The following is a 19,799-nucleotide window of genomic DNA, read 5'->3' as shown; positions in this document are numbered from 1 at the left end:
GGCCGTCCCTGGTGGGCGGTGCGTTGAGGTGGGCGCGCAGGTCCGGTTCGAGGACCGCGCCTGGCAGGTGACCGGCCTGGCGGACGGACGGGTGTATCTGGTGGCCGGGGACGGAGCCAGCGCCTGCATGCTGGCTGCCCGTCTGGTGGCCGCGCCCGGCTTCGCGGTGATCGGCGCGAGCGCGGCGCCGCCGGTCACCCCGGTGCTGTGGGAGGCGGTGCCACTGGCGGCGCAGGAGCGGGCCCTGGCCTGGCTGCGGCACATCCGCGAGGTGGAGACCGGGCTGCCCGGCGGCCCCGGAAGCGGCTCGCCGAGGCCCGAGTACGACCCACAGCGCTTCACTCTGGCGGAGCGGGAGGCGGCCAAGGCCCAGGAGCTCACGGGGCTGGGCTGGGCCAGGGTCAGTCGGGCCACGGTGCAGCGGATGCGGCTGGTCCATGGCCGGCAGGGCCTGTGGGGGCTGGTCGACAAGCGCCACCTGCGCAGCCCGTCTCCCACCGGGCGTACGGACGAGCGGGTGGTGGCCGCCGTGCTGGAGGCGCTGCGCCGGTGCCGAGGACGGAGGAAGACCACCACCCGGCAGGTGATCGAGCTGACGGAGCAGATCGTGGCGGACACCCACGGGCCGGGCCGCGTACGGCTGCCTGCCCGCTCGTCGCTGTACCGGCTGGTGAAGGCGCTGGCGGATCCGGCCGAACCGCCGGGCAGCCCCGCGCGCACCGCCACCGCAGCGGGCCGGGCCGGTGGCCCGCCTGCAGCGCTGCGGCCCGCGGAGCGGGTCCATGTCGCCACCGCCCGCCTGCCAGTCGGCGCGGTGGGTGAGGACGGGGCCGGGGTGGAGGTCGCGGTGACGGCCGCGCTGGATCAGGCGAGCGGCTGCGTACTGGCCGCCGTACTGCACCCTGAGCAGGGCGGGCCGCCTGAGCTGTCGGTGCTGCTGGCCGAGATGGCCGTGCCGCAGCCGCTGCGCCCGGGCTGGCCCGCCCTGCTGGAACAGGCCCACGCGGGCGGGCCGGAGCGGCGGCTGATGTCCTTGCCCGACCGGATCGAGTCCACCGCGTCGCGTCCGGTGGCCGTCCCCGAGACACTCGTCCTCGACTGGGGGCCGACCGGTATCACCTCGGCGCACCTGTCCGTGTGCGAGAGCCTGGGCATCAGCCTGGAGCCGGCCCCGCCGAGGACGGCGGGCGCCGCCAGTGGTGCGCTGCGCACGCTTCAGGTGCTCGCCGGCCTGTTCACCCGGCACGCGATGGCAGCCCGGCCGGCCGTCACCGCCGGACAGGAGGGCCGGGCGGACGGGGTGTATTGGAGCATGCCGCAACTGCAGGACCTGCTGGACGAATGGATCACTGGCGTCTGGCACCACCGTCCCCAGGAGCAGTTGCGGCATCCGCTGCTGCCCCGGGCGGGGCTGACGCCCAAGGAGATGTGGCAGGTGCTGCTGGGCGCGGCCGGGAGGGTGCCGCTGCCGCTGGCCGGGCAGGCCTACGGCGAACTGCTGCCAGCCCGGCGGAGCGCGGTGACCGAATCCGGCATCCGGCTGGGCGGGCGCCGCTACGACGATGCGTGCCTGGACGAACACCGCGGTCGCCGGGACCGGTTCGAGGTCCACCACCATCCTCATGACCCGCGGCAGGTCTTCGTCCGGCTGCCCGACGGCCAGCTCCACGTGGTGCCCTGGGCGCAGGGCGAGCACGGTTTGCGGCCCTTCGACGAGCTGCTGCGGCGTCGCACGGGCACCGTCCTCGCGCACCGCGCCGCCGGTGCCCGCGCCGACGGTGGTGTGCAGCCGGGCAGCGACAGAGCATGCCTCTCCCCCGCCACGGCGCAGCCCAGTGAAGCGGCTGGCCGGGGCGGGGCCGGCGGCGCGGTGCCCGGCGCCGCCAGTGGCGGCACGGCGGCCGTGGAACCGGGCGGGTGGTCGGTGTATGACGCCGAGGCGGAGGCCGGGCAGTGGTGAGCACCCCCGGCCGCCCGGCCCGCGCCGTAGCCGCCGCCCGGCGCCGGCAGGTCAAACTCGGGGCGTATGTGACGTTCGAGGGCCGCCCCTGGCAGGTGGCCGCCGTGGCTGGGGCCTCGGTACGCCTCGTCGACAAGGACGGGCAGACCGCCTCGGTTCTGACCTCGCTGCTGTTCGCCGATCCCACCTTCGCGGTGGTGAGCTGCCCGGTCCCCGCCGCGGCGCCGTGGGGCCTTCTGGAGGCGGTGCCCGAACGGGAGCGGGAGAGGGCGATGGCCTGGCAGCGGCACATTCGCGAGATCGAGACCGGGCTGCCCGACGGGCCAGGCAGCACCGGCTCCCCCCGGCCCGAGTACGACCCGCAGCGCACCTCAATGGCCGAGCGGGAGCAGGCCAAGGCCGACGAACTCGCGGCACTGGGCTGGCCGCGGGCCAGCCGGGCCACCGTGCGCCGCATGCGTGCCCGCTACCACACGGGCGGCGTCATGGGCCTGGTCCGGCAGCGTAAGCCGTCGAGCGCAACCGGGCGTGCGGATGAACGGGTGGTGGCCGCGGTGCTGAAGGCGCTGCGCCGCCAGCGCGGCCGCTCCACGGGCACGCTGAAGGGGCTGCGGGAGGTGACCGGGCAGATCCTGGCCGAGGCCCACGGGCCGGGCGCGGTGGCGCTGCCGGCGCCGTCGACGTTCAACCGGCTAGTGCGGGTCCTGGCCGACCCGCTGGAACACCCGGGGCGTCCCGCCCGCACCGCCACCGCCGTGCCGGTGCGGCCGTTCACGCCGGTGGTGGCGCTACGGCCGGGCGAGCTGGTGCAGGTCGACACCACCCGGATAGACATCATGGCCATCGGCGAGGACGGAAAGCCGGTGCGCCCGGAGCTCACGATCGCCCTGGACGTGGCAACACGGTCGGTGGTGGCGGCCGTGCTGCGCGAGCAGAGCACCCAGGCGGTGGACGCGGCCCTGCTGCTGGCGGAGATGGCCGTGCCCCACCCGGTGCGGCCCGGCTGGGGCGAGCATCTGCGCCTGGCCCACGCCGCCATCCCCTACGACCGGCTCCTCGCCCTGGACGCGCGGCTTGAACAGGCGGCGGCGCGGCCGGTAGTGGTGCCCGAGACGATCGTCATCGACCGCGGGCGGGTGTTCCTCTCCGCCGCTTTCCTGGCCGCCTGCGAAACCCTCGGGGTGAGCGTGCAGCCCGCCCCACCCCGCTCCCCCACCGCCAAGGGCGCCGTGGAACGGACCTTCGGCAGCATTAACACCCTTTTCGCCCAGCACGTCGCCGGCTACACCGGCCCCCACATCCTGGCGCGCGGCGAGGCGGTGGAAGACGAAGCCCGCTTCACCGTGGCCCAGATGCAGGAACTGCTGGACGAGTGGATCACCGCGTGCTGGCAGCACCGCCCCCACGACGGGCTGCGCCACCCCCTCCTGCCCAAGAAGGCGCTGTCCCCGGGCGAGATGTGGGCCGCGCTGCTGGGCGCGAGCGGCTATGTGCCGCTGCCGCTGACCGGAGCCGACTACACGGAACTGCTGCCGGTGCGCTTCCACCCGGTCACCGGCCGCGGCATCCGAATCAACTACCGCACCTACGACCACGCCATCCTCAACGAACACCGAGGACGGCCCTGCCCCACCGGCCCCAGCGGCAAGTGGGAGTTCCACCTCAACCCGCACGACGTCCGCCAGATCTACCTCCGCCTGCCCGACGGACACCTGCACGAGATCCCGTGGATCCACCGCGACCACGTCCACGCGCCCATGAGCGAGACCACCTGGCGCCACATCCGCACCACCCTCGAGCAGCGCGCCGAACGCGCGGCACACGAAGCCGCCCTCGCCGAGGCCGCCGACCAGATCCTGCGCCACACCCGGCCCACCACACCGGCGCCGCCAGCCGTACCCGCCACGGCGCCGGGCACGCGCGCGGCGAAGGCAGCCTCCCAGGCAGCAGGCGGCGAACCGGCAACACCGCACCGTACTGCGGCCCAGGCCGCAACGGAGGCGGAGGACAGCCTGGATGTGCTGGACGCCCGATCCCCCGCCGAAGACCAGGACGACGCCGGCGCCGATGAGCCCGGCGCACTCACGCTGCCGGGAAGCGGCGCGCTGACCCTGTACGACGCCGACCAGGAGGCCGAACTGTGGTGAGCCCTGCCCGCCCTTCGCCCCCGAACGACGGGGAGGCTGCCGCGGGCACGGTAACGACGTTCGACGGCTTCGCCCGGTTCGCCCACGCCGCACCCCCCACGCCACCGCAGCCGGGCCAGGCACCCCGCTCGGCGGAGGAACGCCTGGCCTACCACTCGCAGTTCGTCACCGTACGCACCCCGGCCATCGAATCCCTGGCACGCCAGGTCCGCACCCTGATGATCCTGGGCCGCCACCAGCAGGCCACCGCACGGCCGTCGCTGATCGTCACCGGCCCGGCCACCACCGGCAAGACCACCGCGCTGCTCCAGGTCGGCCGTACCTGCCACCTCGCCCACACCCGCCGCGCCCACCCGGGCGACACCAGCGTGCCCGTCGCCTACGTGCTGGTACCGCCCGGCGCCACCGCCAAGACCCTGGCCGCCGAGTTCGCCCGCTACCTCGGCATCCCCGTGGCCAGCCGCATGACCACCGCGCAGATCACGACCGCCGTCTGCCACACCTACACCACGGCCGGCGTCACACTCGTGCTGATCGACGAGATCCACCGGCTCAACCCGCGCTCCTCCAGCGGCGCGGAGGCCGCCGACTGGCTCAAGGACCTCACCGAACGCATCGGCGCCACATTCGTCTACGCAGGCATCGATGTCACCGCCAGCGCCGTTTTCAGCGGAATACGCGGCGCACAGCTGGCCGGACGCGCCTCTCTGATCGATTGCGGAGCGCTGCCTGCCCGCGCCGGCCACCGCGAACCCTTCCGCGAGCTGATCGTCGCCCTGGAAGCAGCCCTCGACCTCACCGCACACCGCACCGGCAGCCTGCCCAGGCTGGCGCCGTACCTGCACGAACGGACCGCCGGACGCATCGGCAGCCTCTCACGCCTGATCCGCCAGGCCGCCATCGAAGCCATCCTCGACGGCACCGAGCGGATCACCAAGACCCTGCTGGACACCATCGCACTGGACCACCTCGCCGAAGAGCACTACCGACCCCGCACCCCCGCCCGCCGCACCCGCCCCCGCCCCCGCCGGTGACCGCCCCCACCCGGACCCGCCCCACGCCCGCGGTGCGACCCGGCACGATATGGCCCAGCCCGCCCGGCGCGCTGCATGTGCGACCGCTGCCCCGCGAGAGCGCAGCCTCCTACCTCACCCGCCTCGCCGCCGCCTACCGCCTCTCCCCCGCCCACCTCCTGGACGGCCTGCACATCACCGCCACCGGCACCCCCGCCGCCCCGCACGCCACCGAACTCCACCTCAGCTGCGAAGCCGCCCGCCGCCTGGCCGCCTTCACCCGCATCCCGCCCGCCCACCTCGACCGCGCGCTGACCCGCCGGCCCCCGCCAGCCTCCATCGCCACCACCCCCACCGCCACCGCCCGCTGGCAGCCCCTCGCCCCCGCCGTGCAGCCCCTGCCGGCCTGCACCGCCTGCACCCTCCGCCGCCCGCCCCACCACACCGCCCCCGCGTGGATCCACCCCGCGCCCGACCTGCCCCGGGCCATGATCTGCACCCGTCACCAGCAAGCCTCCAGCGACCCCCGACAGCGCATCCCCCTCGACATCCGCACCCTGCCCGAACTCACCCACGCTCGCCTCACCGCCCGCCGTCCACCCACCACGGCTTCCCTGAGCTGGGCCACCACGATCACCACCCGCTGGTACGACCACCACCAGCACCTCCACACCCGCTGGCACACCCGCCTGCACCAGCTCACCACCGCCAACCCCCACCTCACCTCAGGCCCGGCCTCCCCCGCCCTGACCTGCCGGACCCTGATCACCTACCCCGAAACCCTCACCCTCGCCACAACCCTCGACCGCCTCCCCCGCCACGCCGCCCTGACCCGCACCCAGCAGACCGCCTTCCTCCGCCACCTCGCCCGGCGCCTCCACCTGACCCGCCTCGCGCCCGCCGACCACGACCTGCTCTGGCAACGCCTCACCACCCGCTGAACCAACCCACACCCCACACCGCCCCAGCCCTCACAAAGCCAGCCAGCACCGGTACCTATAGACGCGCCAACCACACTGAGCAAAAGTCACCATCCCGCTCAGCCCACTGCGCAACACCAAACCCTCAGCTCAGCGAAGCTGGTCTTGGTGGCCACTCCGGAGATACCCGAGGTCGATACGTGGGCGCCGCGGGTGCTGTCGAGGAACTCGAGGTTGTCAGGAGAAGCAGGAGCGCCGCGCGAGGCGTGACGATCTTCCCGCCCCGCCCCCGAGGGCGCCCGTGCCGCGTGGGCCCATGGGGCATGTCCGGCAGTTGGGCTTCGACTTCGTCGGGGAATCTGGAGCGCCTGGTGTCTCGTTGGCATGCGGGGTACCGCTTGGTAGCGGGGATGGTGTAGCGGTTCTCCGCCGATGCCTGGAGCGGCGGCAGCCCGAGGGGCACACCGGCCGCTTCGTCGATGCCAAGGTCACCGCCAACGCAGCACCTGCACTCCTGCCCCCCATGTCAGCACGGCGGCCCGGAAGCCAGCGGACGGCCCTGCCGCGAACGGCCAACGTCTTATGCGAGTACGGCAATTCTGCTCGCGAATCTGCTCACGACGTCCTCGGCGATCCCGGTTTTCCGCCCGAACGACGGTCAGCGTCGTCTAGATTGTTGCGTCTATGCGGATACTTGTCACCGGCGGAGCCGGCTTCATAGGGTCGCAGTTCGTACGGGCCGCTCTGCTCGGGGAGTTGTCCTGTGGCACGGGCGCCCGGATCACGGTCCTGGACAACCTGACGTATTCGGGCAACGAGATGAATCTGGCGCCGGTCGCCGGACACCAGGGCCTGGTCTTCGTGCGCGGCGACATCCGCGATCCGGCGGCCGTGGACGAGGTGATGGCCGGTCAGGACGCGGTGGCGCACTTCGCGGCCGAGTCGCACGTGGACCGCTCGATCGCGGACGCCTCACCGTTCGTGACCACCAATGTGCTGGGCACGCAGGTCTTGCTGGACGCGGCACTGCGGCACAAGGTGGGCCGGTTCGTCCATGTCTCCACCGACGAGGTCTACGGCTCGATCGCCGAGGGCTCGTGGAGGGAGGACACACCGCTGTCGCCCAACTCCCCGTACGCCGCGTCCAAGGCGGGCTCGGACCTGGTGGCGCTGAGCTACCACCGTACCCATGGCCTGGACGTGACGGTGACGCGCTGCTCCAACAACTACGGCCGCTACCACTTCCCGGAGAAGATGATCCCGCTCTTCGTCACCCGGCTGCTGGACGGCGGCAGCGTGCCGCTGTACGGGGACGGCCGCAACGTCCGCGACTGGCTGCATGTCTCCGACCACTGCCGCGGCATCGACCTGGTGCTGCGGCGCGGCAGGCCGGGCGAGGTCTACCACATCGGGGGCGGCACCGAGCTGTCCAACCGGGAGCTGACCGAGCGGCTGCTGGCGGCGTGCGGGGCGGGGCGGGACCGGATCCGGCACGTCGCCGACCGCAAGGGCCATGACCTGCGGTACTCCCTGGACACCTCGAAGATCAGGGACGAGCTCGGGTACGAGCCACTGACCGGCTTCGACGAGGGGCTGGCCGACACCGTGGCCTGGTACCGGGACAACCGGCAGTGGTGGGAGCCGCTGACCGCCCGGGCAGAACTTCCGGCGTGACAGGCCGACGTCGGCTGGTGCCCGCACCTTTGTCGCCACGGTGCTGACGCACGTTCAGCTTCGGTGGAGTACGGCTCGCCTCACCGACCGGGCACCGCACGCGACCCGTCGAACCGACCGGGTCCGCGGCACGAGGCGGTGCCTGTGCGGCACCCCAGCGGCCAGCCCGAGCCGCTACAGCCGTCGCGGGTGGAAGTAGCGCCGGACAGGGTCGTCCGCATGACTGGCGAGATGCCGCTCTGCTGTCGCTCTGAGGCGCGGGTGCAGGTCGGGCTGCATCACAAACCCGACGGCTGCGATCAGGACGGCCAACTCCTGGTGTTTCTCCATGGTCCGGGTGAGCGACCAGGAGTCAACGGCGGACGTGTCGCCCACGTCGGGCAGCAGGGTGTCCACGATCGCAACGGGTATCCGGTTGCTGTTCTGGTAGGGCGTCAGGCGCCCGAGATGGGGTTTGAACACGACAAACCAGTGGGTCAGTCGTGCCACGCCATGGAGCATCCGTAGGTGCAGTCGTCGCTCCTCCTCGGCGCAGAGCACGTCGAGCGCCGACAGATACCGTCCCAGTAACAGCGCGGGTGACTCGTGCGGCACCACGCGCCGCAGGGCCCTCGGCGTGGGCGGCGAGTTCACGCAGCACGTCCGTGAGGGTCCCGCTGGGTATGTGCTCCGGCTCGACGCCGAACTGGGAGAGCGGAAGAGGCCGGAGGCCGGGCACCAGATCGACCGGGAGCAGGCGCTGGATCCGCTTGGCCACCTGCCTGCGGGTCCAGCGCTTTGCGTGTCGGCCCGTAGCTCATCAACTCGTCGGCGTAGACGTGGATGGGGCAGGGGAGAAGATCTGGCAGCGGTGTGGGACGGTCGGCCCTGGATGTTCGTACGCGATCTCGATGTCCCCTGTACCCAGGTTCCACGTTTTCTGATCAGTCATGACCAGGATGCGCCGGTGCTCCGACCATCGCCCGGAGAGCCCCGCCCGAACCGCGCCGGTCACGGTGGCGGCCGCATACTGCGTGCAAGCGCAGAATAGTTGCGTGGCGGCCGTAGGTCGCCGTTGCTCCCCGACGGTTCGTGTGCCCCCCGAGGCTGGAGGAGGCCGGGACGTCGAGGCCTGAGCCGCGGCACACCGGCGGGTGCCGCGGCGCCGGCGTCAGGTCGGCAGTCCGCTCATCGGCGCCGTCGCGAACTCCTCCATCCCTTCCTCGAAGCTGATCCGGGGTCGCCACTTGAGCTCGCGGATGATCCGGTCGGGCGAGGCCACGATGTGCCGGACGTCGCCGATCCGGTACCTCCCGCAGGCCACGGGCGCCGGCGCCCCTGCCGCCTTGGCCAGGGCGTGGGCGACGTCGCCGATGGTGTGCGGGGTGCCGCTGGCGACGTTGAATGCCCGGTGCCCGGTGCCCGTCCACCGTTCGGCGGCCAGGCTGGCCTCGGCGACGTCCTCGACGTGCACGAAGTCGCGCAGGGGCCCGCCGTCCTCGTAGACCACGGGTGCCTCTCCGCGTGCGACGGCACTGCGGAAGACCGCCGCCACGCCCGAATAGGGGCTTTGGTAGGGAATGTTCGGCCCGTACACGTTGTGGTAGCGCAGAGAGACGGCCTGGCCCCCTGTCTCGTTGGCCCAGACGCCCACCAGGTACTCCTGGGCGAGCTTCGTCACCGCGTAGATGTTGCGGGGCGGGTCGGGCGGGTCGGTCTCGCTGACCGCGCTGGACACCAGCTCGGTGCCGCATTCCGGGCAGCGCGGTTCGAACCGCCCCGCGTCCAGATCCTCGCGACTGCGCCGGCCCGGCAGCACCCGGCCGTGCTCGGCGCAGTCGTAGCGGCTGTCGCCGTAGATCGCCACCGAACCGGCCAGCACCAGCCGCCGCGTCCCGGCCTCGGCCATGGCGGCGAGCAGGTTCGCCGTTCCCAGGTCGTTGCAGCTGACGTGGTGGCGGGCGTCAAGGATCTCCCGTCCCCTGCCGATCACGGCCGCGTGGTGGCTGACCATGTCGACGCCGTGCAAGGCGGTCTCGACGGTCTCCCGGTCGCGCACGTCACCCAGGACGAACTCCACACCGTCGGGCAGGGGTGGGGGAACGCGCTGCCGGTGCGTGTCGCTCAGCAGCGCGTCCAGGACCCGTACCTCGTGTCCCGCCCTGGTGTAGGCATCCACCACACGGCGTCCGATGAACCCGGCCCCTCCGGTCACCAGCACCTTCATGGGCGGGGTCCACCGTCGACTCGGCATGCGAAGCCCATGAAGTACCGTTCCTTGCGTACCTCGAGCACCTCGTCGAAGACCGAGCGCAGCACGGCCACGGCCTCGTCGCTGCGGGTGAGTTGGGTACGGTAGGCACCGGTCTTGAGGCGGCCCGCCGAGGCCCGGATGATCATTGCCGTGCCCAGGAACGAGGCGGTGCGCGTCAAGTGACCCGCGACGCCGTAGCGCTTGCGCTGGAACTCGTGGAAGTTGTCGCCGGTCCACAGGTTGCCGATGAAGATGCCGCCGGGCTTCACCATGGAGCGGAGCCGGATCAGCACCTGCCTGAGGTCTCCCAGGTGGTGGATGGCGTCCAGGCACTGCACCAGGTCCGCCTGTTCCAGGCCGTTGTCGGCCCAGAAGTCGCCCTCCACCAGCCTGAGGTCGTCGTGCTTGACCCGCTGCGCCGTGCGTGCCAGGCCCTCGGCGGAGATGTCGATCGCGGTGATCTCGACAGCGGGCGTCAGCTTCGCGGCCATCTCGGTGAACTCGCCGGTGCCACAGGCCACTTCGATGACCGACTTGGCGTCCTGCCCGTGGGCACGCAGCAGATCGGCGATCGTCTCCTTCTGGGTCAGGAACTCGGGCCGCAACTGCACGTGCTGCTCGGCTGCGGCGCGGTCCCAGAAGCGTGCGGCCCAGTACTCCCGGCCGTCCGGGGGGAAGCCCTCCAGCAGTGCTCGGCCGCTTCGAGCGAATAGTTCTGCCAACATGTCCGTCCTCCAGGAGCAGTGGATCGACACGAAAAAGCGTCAGACGTCCACCTCGGGGGGTGGTCCAGCCGTGGTAGTCCACGCGGTTACAGCGGCCCACGCGTCCGCCCTCACCGAGCGCGGACGACGCATGCCGCCAGGCCCCCGGCGGGGCCGCGCGGGTCATCCTGCGATCGGCTCCTTCCGCGCGACCGCCGCGTCCGCGCCTGCCGTGGCCCCGAACAGGCGCAGTGCGTTGTCACGTTCGATCGGTCGGCGAGCAGCTTCCGGCAGGGTCCCAAGCGCCTGAGCGCAGGAGGCGACGGGCTCGGCCGGTGCGGCGCACCAGTCGGTCCCGAACAGGATCCGCTCCGGCCCGGCGACCGCCAGGAGCAAGGTCAGCGCGGACGCGCCCACCAGGGCGGTGTCGTAGTAGAAGCGCCGCAACGCGGCCCGCAGTCGGGCCGGTTCGATGCCGTAGAACGCCTCGCCGAGCACCTCGATCCGTTCGGCGGCGTACGGCAGGAAGCCGCCGCCGTGCGCCAGGACGAAGGAGATGTGCGGGTACCGCTCCAGTGCGCCGGACCTGATGAGGCCGATGGCGCCGCGCGTGGTGTCGAGCAGGAAGTCGGCCAGGACGGGGGGCGCCGCCTCGACGGGGCCGCCCGGCAGCGTCATCGGGTGCACGAGCACCACGGCGTGGCGGCGGTCGAGCTCGGCGAGGAGTGGTTCGAACAGTTCGTCGCCCAGGTAGTGGGATCCGGCGTGCGGCACCAGGACGACGCCGTCGGCCGCGAGTTCGTCGTAGACGAAGCGGAGATGGTCGAGGGCCTCGTCGAGGAACGGCATGGGCAGCGCGGCGAGCAACCCGAACCTGCCGGGGTGGTCGGCCGCCAGTTCGGCGACGGCCTCGTTGGCCCGGCGGGTGAACGCGGACGCCTGCCGAGCGTCCGTGAACAGGTCCCCCGGGATCGGGTTGGACACCACGGCACGTGCGATGCCGTGGGCCTGCATCACCTCAAGGGTGCTCTCCAGGGACCAGGGGAGCGTGAACCGGGCGCCGTTCTCCCTCATCAGCGCGGCGATCTTCGGCACGATCGCGTGGTGGTGCACATCGATGCGGCGCGGAGCGCTCATCGTCTGCCTCCTGTGGACGTCGGGCCCGTGTCAGTGCTCCGCCCGGACCTCGTACAGGCCGAACGCCGATCCGGCTGTCCGGTTCTGGTACGGCCGCAGCGGTGCGGTCGTGTCGCGATGGTGTGGCCCGTTCTCCCAGGCATGGAAGGCGTCGGCGTCGTGCCACTCGCTCAGCACGGCCCACTCCTGCGGCGCGGCGAGGCCCTGGAGCAGCTCGTTGCGGAGCAGCCCGGGGGTGCCCGCAAGTTCGCGGCTGACGCGGTGGTAGAGGTCCTCGACACGGTCCTCCTCCCCGGGAGCGACCCGTAGGTGGAGCAGTACCCGCACGCCCCCCTTCATCCCGCACCGCCCTTGCCGGTGAGCCGGTGCAGCAGGTGCATGGTCGTCATCTCTCCCTCACGACGGTACGGTGCCAGAGATCTGCGGTGTTCCTGGTGGCTCGTGCTGCGTTCGTAGGCGAGGAAGGCCTCCTTGCTGACCCAGTCGCTCACGACGTAGTAGGCGCCGTCCCCCTCGCCGCGGGACAGCTCCTGGCCGGCGTTGCCCGGGTCGTCGGCTATGCGGGCGGCGCCCGCCAGCCATGCTTCCTGGAATTCCTTCTCCATGCCGGGCCGTATGGGCATCCGCAAGGTGACGCGGTAGAGCACTTCCGCCATCTCAGATGCCCCCGTCGACGCTGACGGTGGCGCCGGTCATGTAGGACGCCAGGTCGCTGGCGAGGAACAGCACCACGTGGGCGAGCTCCTCGGGCGTGCCCAACCGCCCCAGGGCGGTCATCTTCTGGTAGCGGGTGCGCACCTCCTCGGACAGCTTGGCCTCGGTCTGGATGACACCCGGGGACAGGACGTTGACGCGGACGCCACGGGGCCCGAGCTCCTTGGCCAGCGACCGGGTCAGGCCGATCAGCCCGGCCTTGGCCGCGGTGTAGTGGGCGCGGTGGTGGATGCCGGCCAGTGCGGAGCCTGAGCCGACGTTGATGACCGAGGCGCCGGGGCCGAGCAGTGCGACGGCTCGGTGGACGATGTCGTAGGCGGCGGTCAGGTTGGTGTCGAGGATCTCGCGCCAGCCGTCCATGCCGAGGTCCTCGATGGGAACGTGGGTGATGCGGCCCGCGTTGTTGACCACGACGTCGAGCCCGCCGAGGCGTTCTTGGCAGGCGTCGACGAGGCGCTGGACGTCTTCGGTCCTGCTGACGTCGGCCGTCACGAAGTGGTGGTCGCCGGGCGTGGCCTTGAGCTCGCGCGCGAGGGCGTCGGCTGCCTCGCCGCCGGTGCGGGAACACGTGAGTACGCTCGCTCCGGCCTGCGCGAACGCACGGGTGATCGCGGCGCCGATGCCACGCGTTCCGCCGGTGACGAGGACGCGTTTTCCGGACAGGGATATGTGCATGGTGTGCTTTCCCCTCCTGGGGAGCAGTGGGGGCTCAGCCGAGCCGGACGGTGGCCACGATGTTGGTCGCGAAGGCGAGCAGCGCGATCGATGTGCGGGTGGTGTTCCAGGCCCGCCACCTGCGCCGCGGATCGGTCGCGGCCCAGTCGGGGGGTTGCGCGGCGGGGCTGAGGGACTTGACGTACCGGTTGACGGGGACGTTCTTGGTGATGGAGATGCCCATCACGCACAGCAGCAGTGCGCCCGCGGTGGCGAATCCCGCCTGGGCGAGGCCGTCCCCTGCGGTGAGCGCGAGGAGCAGGTCCAGCAGCACGGTCAGGCCGTTGGTCAGCGGCATGACGGGGTCGAAACGGGGCCACAGGAAGTGCACCGTCTGCACGTACCGCTCATAGGGCAGGGTCAGCATCAGCGGCACGATGCCGATGACGGTCGCGGTCATGATCCCCGCCGCGATGCCGTTGGTGAGGAGCGCGAGAGGGGCCAGTACGGTGCTCATTCAGGCCGCCTGGCGCGCTGCTCGACGAGTTCCTTGATCCGTTCCATCTGGATGAGGGTGTTGCGGTTCATCCGCTCCTCCATGGCCGCGTCGTCGAGCGGGGCCTGCGGGTTCAGGTGGAAGTCCTGCACCCACCGCATGTGCACGCCCTGCGGGGTCGTGCGGTACTCCCAGAAGATCTCCATGTAGGCGAAGGGGCCACGTTCCACGCGGTGTGCCCGGACCGTGCCCTTCTCCTTGTCCATGCGCCGCTCGGAGACCCAGCTCCACTGGGTACCGTTCTCGTCGGGCACCGTCGTCAGCCGGAAGGTGACGGTGTCGCCGTCGCGTTCGAGGACTTCGGCCGAGGCGTATTCGCTGAACAGCTCCGGCCAGGACGGTACGTCGTTGGTCAGCTCCCAGACCAGTTCGTAGGGGGCGTCGATGACGACGCTGTTGTCGACGTGGCCCGCGCTGGAGGCGCCGTTGACCAGGGCGACGACCTCGCGGGGCGTGCGCGTGATCTCGATGACGCCGTCGGGGTCGTTCACCCGGTGCTCGGATTCGAGCACCGCGGTGATCTCCAGCATGATGAGCGAGTCGAAGCCCAGTTCCGCGAAGGTCACGTCGAAGATGTCGCCGTCGACGGCATCAGAGTCGCCCGCGGCTTTGCGCAGCACGCCCCGCAGGTCGTCGAAGGTGAACCCGGTCACCCGGGTGGTTCCGTTGTCCGTTGACATTGCTTCCTCCACTCATCGCGGTTCGCCGGTGAGCACGACGGCCGAGTTGTGGCCCCCGCGGCCGCGTGCCAGGACCAGCACGGCCCGCAGGGCGGCGGGGCGCGGCCGGTCCAGCACGAGCTCGATCCGGTAGTGCTCGGGCAGGTCGGGGGCCCCGGTCGTGGGCGGGATCACGCCGTCGCGCAGGGCCAGCAGCGCGGTGGCGATGTCGAGGGCGCCGCCTCCGGCGTACAGCCGGCCGACCATGGTCTTGGGCACGGTGACGGGCACGCTGTACGGGCCGAAGACCGCCTCGATCGCCGCCGCCTCCCGTTGGTCGAGTTCGGGCACGGCGGCGCCGTCGGCGAAGACCGCGTCGATGTCCGCAGGGGTCAGCGCCGCACGCTCCAGGGCCAGTTCGATCGCCCGGCGCAGTCCCGGCCGGCCGCCGCTGCCGGGCCTGGGGTCGAAGGTCGCCGCGTGGCCCGCGAGGTATCCGTAGGGCCGGCGGCCGGTTGAGGGGGTGTCCTCGACGACGAACATGGCCCCGCCCTCGCCGGGGACGTGCCCGTCGGCGTGCCGGTCGAAGGGGCGGAACGCCCGCTCGGGGTCCGTGTGGGGGGAGATGCGGCCGTCTACCCGCTGGCAGGCCAGGGCGTACGGGGACAGCGGGGCCTCCGTACCGCCGGCGAGCACGACCCGCGCGCCTCGCTGCAGCACCCGTCCCGCTTGCGCCAACGCGTCCAGTCCGGAGGCCTGTTCGGTCACCACGACGCGGCAGGGGCCCCGCGCTCCGTGGCGGATCGACACCTGGCCGGTGGTCGCCGCGTAGAACCAGGCGATGGACTGGTAGGCGCTGACGCCGGCGGGGCCTGCGGTCCACAGCTTCCCGATCTCCCGCTGGCCGAACTCGTTGCCTCCGGAGGAGCTGCCGGTGACCACTGCGATCTCGTACTCGGGGACGGCAGCCAGATCGGTGCCGGAGTCCTGGAGGGCCAGGGCGGTTGCGGCAAGGCCCAACTGCGTCCACCGGTCGGTCCGTACGATCAGCTGCGCGGGCATGTACTGCGCCGCCTCGAAGCCGGAGACCACGCCGGCCACGCCGTCCGGGATGGGCTCGATGCCGCTCTTGCCGTTCAACAGCTGTTCCCAGTAGGCCTCGGGGCCGATGCCGTTGGGCGCGACCACGCCGATCCCGGTCACCGCACAGGGTCGCATCACGCAGCCTCCGCCGCTTCGGGGCGGCCCAGTACCAGCGCGGTCTGGAAGCCGCCGAATCCGCTGCCGACGCTGAGGACCACGTCGGTGGGGTGTTCACGTGCCACCCGCGGCACGTAGTCCAGGTCGCACTCGGGATCCGGCTCCGTGAGGTTGGCCGTGGGCGGCACCACCTGGTGTTGCAGGACGAGCGCGCACGCTGCGGCCTCCAACGCCCCGATGGCGCCCAGGGAGTGCCCGATCATCGACTTGATGGAGCTCACCGGCACCTTGTAGGCGTGCGTGCCCAGGCTGCGCTTGAAGGCTGCCGTCTCGTGCCGGTCGTTCTGCCGGGTTCCGGACCCGTGGGCATTGACGTAGCCCACATCGGCCGGGTCCACGTGGGCCAGGTCGAGCGCCACCCGGATGGCCTCGCCGAGCTCCCGGCCGTCCGGCCGCAGCCCCGTCATGTGGTAGGCGTTGCTGCGGTGGGCGAAGCCGAGCACGCTGCCGTACGCGTGCGCGCCGCGGCGCCGGGCGGCCCCCGCCTCCTCCAGGATCAGCACGGCCGCGCCCTCCCCCAGCACGAACCCGTCGCGGGTGTGGTCGAAGGGGCGACAGGCGTGCTCCGGATCGTCGTTGCGGGCGGTTGTGGCCTTGATGGCGTCGAAGCAGGCCAAGGTGATCGGCGAGAGGGGAGCCTCCGAGGCGCCCGCGATCACGACGTCCGCGATGCCGTCCTCGATGAGCTGTGCGGCCGTTCCCACCGCGTCCAGGCCCGACGTGCAGCCGGTGGACACGCACTCGACCTGGCCCTGGGCGCCATGCTCCAGCGCCACCTCGGCGGCGATCGAACTGGGCACGAGGTAGTCGTAGAGCTCGGGTACGGCCTGGCGCTGGTCGACCTGCCACAAGCGGCCGTGGTCGCTCACCCGGAGGTAGTTCTCCTCCAGCCGCATGGTGCAGCCGACGGCGCTCCCGACGACGACGCCGACCCGCTCGGGTGCCGGCTCGCCAGGGACGAGGCCGCTGTCGGCCATCGCCTCGCGCGCGGCGACCAGCGCGAACTGCGTCACCCGGTCGAGGCGGGCGGCCCGGTCGGGGTCCAGCCCGGCGGCGACCGGGTCGAAGTCGCACTCGGCCGCGACTCGGGAGCGGAACCCGGAGGCGTCGAACAGGGAGATCGGCCGGGTCGTGGTGCGGCCCGCCGTCAGCAGATCCCAGTACGCGCTGACGCCCAGGGCACCCGGAGAGACGACCCCGAGGCCGGTGATGACCGCCTTGCGTCCGCCCATCACGACATCCCGATCCCCACGTGGCGGTCGGCCCTCACGACGCCCCTCCGGCCGACCACTCGTAGAAGGACTGCGCCATCGCGTCGCGTGGCTCGCGCCAGCCCGGGTCGTACGGTCGTACCAGTTGGGCCAGTTCGGAGTTGAGGTCCTGGAACCCTTTGGTCGATCGCGCCTTTTCCAGACCGGGGCGGATGTCGCGGTCCGCCTCGATCAGGTGAAAGTACAGATCGTGGAAGCCGAAGAGCGTGCGGCGGCTGACGCCTACGTCATGGGGGAGGTCGGTGGTGTCGGAGCTGGCGAACAGGTCTGCCACCCGCTGCCGGTGAACGGGCTCCAGCCGGGCGACGATGAGCGTCCGATGTGGCATGCCAACGGTCCTTTCCTGGTTCCTCCGCGAGGATCAGCCCACCTTTGGGGGCGTTAGTCGACTCTCGGTCCAGCGAAGTTGGTGTCCCTGGAGCGACGGCGGGGGTACGAGCGGCACTTGACCGGCTCCCTAGGCCACCGGTCCAGGGTGAAGCCGACTTATCCGTGCGTCGGAGGGACGTTGCGTGACCGGCAGGACCCTTGCATATCCGTTCGCGTGGCCGTCCGCGTCCGAACAGCCGAAGGAGTTCGCGGGGCTCCACGACGACCCCGTCGTCACCGTCGTACTGCCGAGTGGTGACGAGGCGCTGCTCATCACCCGGTACGAGGACATCCGGGCGCTGCTGACCGACCCCCGGGTCAGCAAGAACAGGAACCGGCCCGGCATCGCCAGAATGACGACCCGTAAGGTCAAGGCCTTCCAGAGCCAAGTGTCCATGGATCCGCCCGAGCACACCCGGATGCGGTCCCTGATCTCCAAGGCGTTCACAGCGTCCCGGGTGGAGCGGCTGCGGCCGCGGATCCAGGAACTGACCGACGGACTGCTCGACGTGATGGAGGCGGGGCCCCGGCCCGTGGACTTCGCCACGGCTTTCGCGTTCCCGCTCAGCATCCAGGTCATCTGCGAACTGCTGGGCGTGCCAGCCGACGAGCGTGAGCAGTTCGCGCTGAAGCAGACACCTCCGTGGGACTACATGACGGACCTCATCGAACGAAAACGCGCCAGCCCGGGCGAGGACCTGATCAGCGCACTGATCGAGGTCCACGACGAGCAGGACGGCCGCCTGGACGCCACCGAGCTGCACTGGTGGTCCACGATGCTGCTGCTGGCCGGGTACGAGACCAGCGCGAACCAGCTGTGCAGCGCGCTGGTCATGCTGACGGCCCACCCCGACCAGCTCGCCAAGCTCACCCAGGACCCGGGGCTGCTGCCCGGCGCCGTCGAGGAACTGCTGCGCTGCCAGGTGGTGGGCACCTCCCTGTCGATGCTGCGGTACGTCACCGACGACATCGAGGTCGGCGGTGTCACCGTCCCGCGCGGCTCCAGCATCATCACCGCCCTGGAGGTCGCCAACCACGACCCGTCCGCCTTCGGCTGCCCCGCCCGATTCGACGTCACCCGCTCCGGGGACGCACCGCAACTGACCTTCAGCGTCGGCCGGCATTTCTGCGTCGGCGCCGCGCTCGCCCGGGCTGAACTGCAGGTGGCCCTTGCCTCCTTGTTGCACCGCTTCCCGAACCTGCGGCTCGGCGTGCCGGCGGACCGCCTGGTGCGCGTCGAGGACGCCTTCACCCAGGGCTTCCAAGAAGTCCCCGTGACCTGGTGAGCCCGTACCCGGAAAGGCCCTGCCATGGCTGAACGCTGCCCCTATCCCTTCCCGCGCCCCACGGCGCTGGGCATCCCGGAGCGTCTCGCCGGGATCCACGACGACCCGCTGGTGCCCGTCGTACTGCCGAGCGGCGACGAGGCGGTCCTGCTGACCCGGTACCAAGACGTGCGGCAGGTGCTCACCGACGACCGCCTCAGCCGCAATCTGGACCGGCCGGACGCGGCCCGCATCAGCCGGCACAACAGCATGTTCCAGGATCCGCGCATCAACCCGGACCCGCCCGAGCACACGCGGGTGCGCAACCTGGTCGCGTCGGCGTTCAGCGCGGCCCGGGTACAGCGGCTGGAACCGCGGATCCATGCCGTGACCGACGAACTCCTCGACGCGATGGAACGCTCGGGCGGCCCTGTCGACCTCAACGAGGCGCTCGCCTTCCCCCTGCCGGTGCGCGTCATCTGCAGCCTGCTCGGCGTCCCCGACGAGGACGTGGCGCTGTTTCGGCACTGGACGTCGGCGTTCCTGTCCGTCAGCCACTTCCCGCGCGAGGAGATCCGGGCGGCGATGACGGAGATGAGCCGCTACATCGCCGAGCACATCTCCCACCGCCGCGCGCACCCCGGCGACGACCTGGTCAGTGCGATGATCCGGGCCCATGACGACGAGGGGCGGCTGAGCGAGTACGAACTGCAGTGGTGGTGCCGGCTCCTGCTCCTCGTCGGATACGAGACGACCGCGACGCAACTCGGCGGCGGCGTCGCCATGCTGCTCAGCCACCCCGAGCAGCTGCGGCTGCTGCGTGCGGATCCGGCGCTCCTGCCGAACGCGATCGAGGAGCTGCTGCGCTGGAAGCTCGTCGGCTCCTCCGTGTCGATGCTGCGGTACGCGACCGACGACATCGAGCTCGAAGACTGCGTGATCAAGAAGGGTACGAGCATCATCCCTGCGGCTGACTGCGCCAACCAGGACCCTGACCGCTTCTTCGATCCCCGGACCTTCGACATCACCCGCTCCGACAACCCTCACCTCACCTTCAGCCTCGGCCCCCACTTCTGCATCGGCGCCTCTCTCGCCCGAGCGGAGCTCCGCATCGCCACGCAGGCTCTGCTGACCCGTTTCCCGAACCTGCGGCTGGCGGTACCGGCCGAGGAGTTGAAGAGGCAGGAGGGGGCGTTGCTGGAGGGATTCACCGAGATTCCCGTGACCTGGTAGCGGCCCGGCCGTCACCCCTATCCCGGCCCA

19 protein-coding genes and 1 pseudogene are annotated in these 19,799 nt (G+C 71.5%); 7 read left to right on the top strand and 13 right to left on the bottom strand.

Annotated elements, in window-relative coordinates:
• The first annotated feature begins 28 nt into the window (after positions 1-28).
• The 5 genes from ACIHAA_RS30120 (at position 29) to rfbB (ending at position 7,714) form a co-directional block, all read left to right on the top strand.
• Positions 29-1,960 (top strand): Mu transposase C-terminal domain-containing protein, encoded by a 1,932-nt coding sequence (locus ACIHAA_RS30120; protein ID WP_399822697.1) that lies wholly within the window; start codon positions 29-31, stop codon positions 1,958-1,960.
• Positions 1,954-4,107 (top strand): transposase, encoded by a 2,154-nt coding sequence (locus tag ACIHAA_RS30115; protein ID WP_399822695.1) that lies wholly within the window; start codon positions 1,954-1,956, stop codon positions 4,105-4,107. The genes ACIHAA_RS30120 and ACIHAA_RS30115 overlap by 7 nt, the downstream gene beginning before the upstream one ends.
• The gene (locus ACIHAA_RS30110; RefSeq protein WP_399822693.1) at positions 4,101-5,141 is read left to right on the top strand and encodes a TniB family NTP-binding protein; all 1,041 of its coding nucleotides are present in this window, start codon (positions 4,101-4,103) and stop codon (positions 5,139-5,141) included. The genes ACIHAA_RS30115 and ACIHAA_RS30110 overlap by 7 nt, the downstream gene beginning before the upstream one ends.
• Positions 5,138-6,061, top strand: coding sequence for a TniQ family protein (locus ACIHAA_RS30105; protein WP_399822691.1), 924 nt, complete (start codon positions 5,138-5,140; stop codon positions 6,059-6,061). Before ACIHAA_RS30110 ends, ACIHAA_RS30105 begins: the two co-directional genes overlap by 4 nt.
• A 663-nt stretch (positions 6,062-6,724) precedes the next feature.
• The gene (rfbB, locus tag ACIHAA_RS30100; RefSeq protein WP_399822690.1) at positions 6,725-7,714 is read left to right on the top strand and encodes a dTDP-glucose 4,6-dehydratase; all 990 of its coding nucleotides are present in this window, start codon (positions 6,725-6,727) and stop codon (positions 7,712-7,714) included.
• Between the two features lie 174 nt (positions 7,715-7,888).
• Here the strand turns inward: rfbB and ACIHAA_RS30095 are convergent, their stop codons facing one another.
• The 13 genes and pseudogenes from ACIHAA_RS30095 to ACIHAA_RS30035 form a co-directional block, all read right to left on the bottom strand.
• The gene (locus tag ACIHAA_RS30095) at positions 7,889-8,347 is read right to left on the bottom strand and encodes a hypothetical protein (protein ID WP_399822688.1); all 459 of its coding nucleotides are present in this window, start codon (positions 8,345-8,347) and stop codon (positions 7,889-7,891) included.
• A 517-nt stretch (positions 8,348-8,864) separates the two neighbouring features.
• Positions 8,865-9,920 carry an NAD-dependent epimerase/dehydratase family protein gene (locus ACIHAA_RS30090; RefSeq protein ID WP_399822687.1) on the bottom strand — a complete coding sequence of 352 codons (1,056 nt, stop codon included), beginning with the start codon at positions 9,918-9,920 and terminating at the stop codon, positions 8,865-8,867.
• Entirely contained in the window at positions 9,917-10,672 is a 756-nt protein-coding gene (locus ACIHAA_RS30085; RefSeq protein WP_399822686.1) for a class I SAM-dependent methyltransferase, read from the bottom strand. The genes ACIHAA_RS30090 and ACIHAA_RS30085 overlap by 4 nt, the downstream gene beginning before the upstream one ends.
• 162 nt (positions 10,673-10,834) lie before the next feature.
• A complete protein-coding gene (locus ACIHAA_RS30080) occupies positions 10,835-11,788 on the bottom strand; it encodes an amidohydrolase family protein (RefSeq protein ID WP_399822684.1) in 954 nt (317 codons plus the stop codon).
• Between the two features lie 30 nt (positions 11,789-11,818).
• A complete protein-coding gene (locus ACIHAA_RS30075) occupies positions 11,819-12,115 on the bottom strand; it encodes an antibiotic biosynthesis monooxygenase (RefSeq protein ID WP_362265963.1) in 297 nt (98 codons plus the stop codon).
• Positions 12,116-12,123: 8 nt separating this feature from the next.
• A complete protein-coding gene (locus ACIHAA_RS30070) occupies positions 12,124-12,444 on the bottom strand; it encodes an antibiotic biosynthesis monooxygenase family protein (RefSeq protein ID WP_399822682.1) in 321 nt (106 codons plus the stop codon).
• A 1-nt stretch (position 12,445) separates the two neighbouring features.
• Positions 12,446-13,177, bottom strand: a complete 732-nt coding sequence (locus tag ACIHAA_RS30065; RefSeq protein WP_399822680.1) for an SDR family NAD(P)-dependent oxidoreductase — start codon at positions 13,175-13,177, stop codon at positions 12,446-12,448.
• Between the two features lie 34 nt (positions 13,178-13,211).
• On the bottom strand, positions 13,212-13,673 hold the full coding sequence (locus ACIHAA_RS30060; RefSeq protein WP_399822678.1) for an anthrone oxygenase family protein: 462 nt from the start codon (positions 13,671-13,673) through the stop codon (positions 13,212-13,214).
• The gene (locus ACIHAA_RS30055) at positions 13,670-14,146 is read right to left on the bottom strand and encodes an SRPBCC family protein (RefSeq protein WP_399822729.1); all 477 of its coding nucleotides are present in this window, start codon (positions 14,144-14,146) and stop codon (positions 13,670-13,672) included. Before ACIHAA_RS30055 ends, ACIHAA_RS30060 begins: the two co-directional genes overlap by 4 nt.
• A 6-nt stretch (positions 14,147-14,152) precedes the next feature.
• A pseudogene (locus ACIHAA_RS30050) lies at positions 14,153-14,392 on the bottom strand (acyl carrier protein); the annotation flags it as partial.
• A gap of 12 nt (positions 14,393-14,404) precedes the next feature.
• Positions 14,405-15,589 carry a beta-ketoacyl synthase N-terminal-like domain-containing protein gene (locus ACIHAA_RS30045; RefSeq protein ID WP_399822727.1) on the bottom strand — a complete coding sequence of 395 codons (1,185 nt, stop codon included), beginning with the start codon at positions 15,587-15,589 and terminating at the stop codon, positions 14,405-14,407.
• Complete coding sequence (locus tag ACIHAA_RS30040; RefSeq protein ID WP_399822677.1) at positions 15,589-16,863, bottom strand: beta-ketoacyl-[acyl-carrier-protein] synthase family protein; 1,275 nt, start codon at positions 16,861-16,863, stop codon at positions 15,589-15,591. The genes ACIHAA_RS30045 and ACIHAA_RS30040 overlap by 1 nt, the downstream gene beginning before the upstream one ends.
• 34 nt (positions 16,864-16,897) lie before the next feature.
• Entirely contained in the window at positions 16,898-17,230 is a 333-nt protein-coding gene (locus tag ACIHAA_RS30035) for a TcmI family type II polyketide cyclase (protein WP_362265961.1), read from the bottom strand.
• A gap of 184 nt (positions 17,231-17,414) precedes the next feature.
• Here ACIHAA_RS30035 and ACIHAA_RS30030 point away from each other — a divergent pair, with 184 nt between their 5' ends.
• Both ACIHAA_RS30030 and ACIHAA_RS30025 read left to right on the top strand, forming a co-directional pair.
• The gene (locus ACIHAA_RS30030; RefSeq protein WP_399822674.1) at positions 17,415-18,557 is read left to right on the top strand and encodes a cytochrome P450; all 1,143 of its coding nucleotides are present in this window, start codon (positions 17,415-17,417) and stop codon (positions 18,555-18,557) included.
• Positions 18,558-18,581: 24 nt separating this feature from the next.
• Positions 18,582-19,769, top strand: coding sequence for a cytochrome P450 (locus ACIHAA_RS30025; protein ID WP_399822672.1), 1,188 nt, complete (start codon positions 18,582-18,584; stop codon positions 19,767-19,769).
• The last annotated feature ends 30 nt before the right edge of the window (positions 19,770-19,799 follow it).

This window comes from Streptomyces sp. NPDC052040, from assembly GCF_044548405.1.
Taxonomy (GTDB): domain Bacteria; phylum Actinomycetota; class Actinomycetes; order Streptomycetales; family Streptomycetaceae; genus Streptomyces.
The sequence above is the reverse complement of the archived record's forward strand: the minus strand, read 5'-3'. Positions and strand labels throughout refer to the sequence as shown.

Bases quoted from the DNA above. Each gene is read 5' to 3' on its own strand.
- ACIHAA_RS30035 (WP_362265961.1), bottom strand. From the start codon at position 17,230: ATGCCACATCGGACGCTCATCGTCGCCCGGCTGGAGCCCGTTCACCGG.
- ACIHAA_RS30025 (WP_399822672.1), top strand. From the start codon at position 18,582: ATGGCTGAACGCTGCCCCTATCCCTTCCCGCGCCCCACGGCGCTGGGC.
- ACIHAA_RS30085 (WP_399822686.1), bottom strand. From the start codon at position 10,672: ATGTTGGCAGAACTATTCGCTCGAAGCGGCCGAGCACTGCTGGAGGGC.
- ACIHAA_RS30080 (WP_399822684.1), bottom strand. From the start codon at position 11,788: ATGAGCGCTCCGCGCCGCATCGATGTGCACCACCACGCGATCGTGCCG.
- ACIHAA_RS30090 (WP_399822687.1), bottom strand. From the start codon at position 9,920: ATGAAGGTGCTGGTGACCGGAGGGGCCGGGTTCATCGGACGCCGTGTG.
- ACIHAA_RS30065 (WP_399822680.1), bottom strand. From the start codon at position 13,177: ATGCACATATCCCTGTCCGGAAAACGCGTCCTCGTCACCGGCGGAACG.
- ACIHAA_RS30070 (WP_399822682.1), bottom strand. From the start codon at position 12,444: ATGGCGGAAGTGCTCTACCGCGTCACCTTGCGGATGCCCATACGGCCC.
- rfbB (WP_399822690.1), top strand. From the start codon at position 6,725: ATGCGGATACTTGTCACCGGCGGAGCCGGCTTCATAGGGTCGCAGTTC.
- ACIHAA_RS30040 (WP_399822677.1), bottom strand. From the start codon at position 16,863: ATGGGCGGACGCAAGGCGGTCATCACCGGCCTCGGGGTCGTCTCTCCG.
- ACIHAA_RS30045 (WP_399822727.1), bottom strand. From the start codon at position 15,589: ATGCGACCCTGTGCGGTGACCGGGATCGGCGTGGTCGCGCCCAACGGC.
- ACIHAA_RS30060 (WP_399822678.1), bottom strand. From the start codon at position 13,673: ATGAGCACCGTACTGGCCCCTCTCGCGCTCCTCACCAACGGCATCGCG.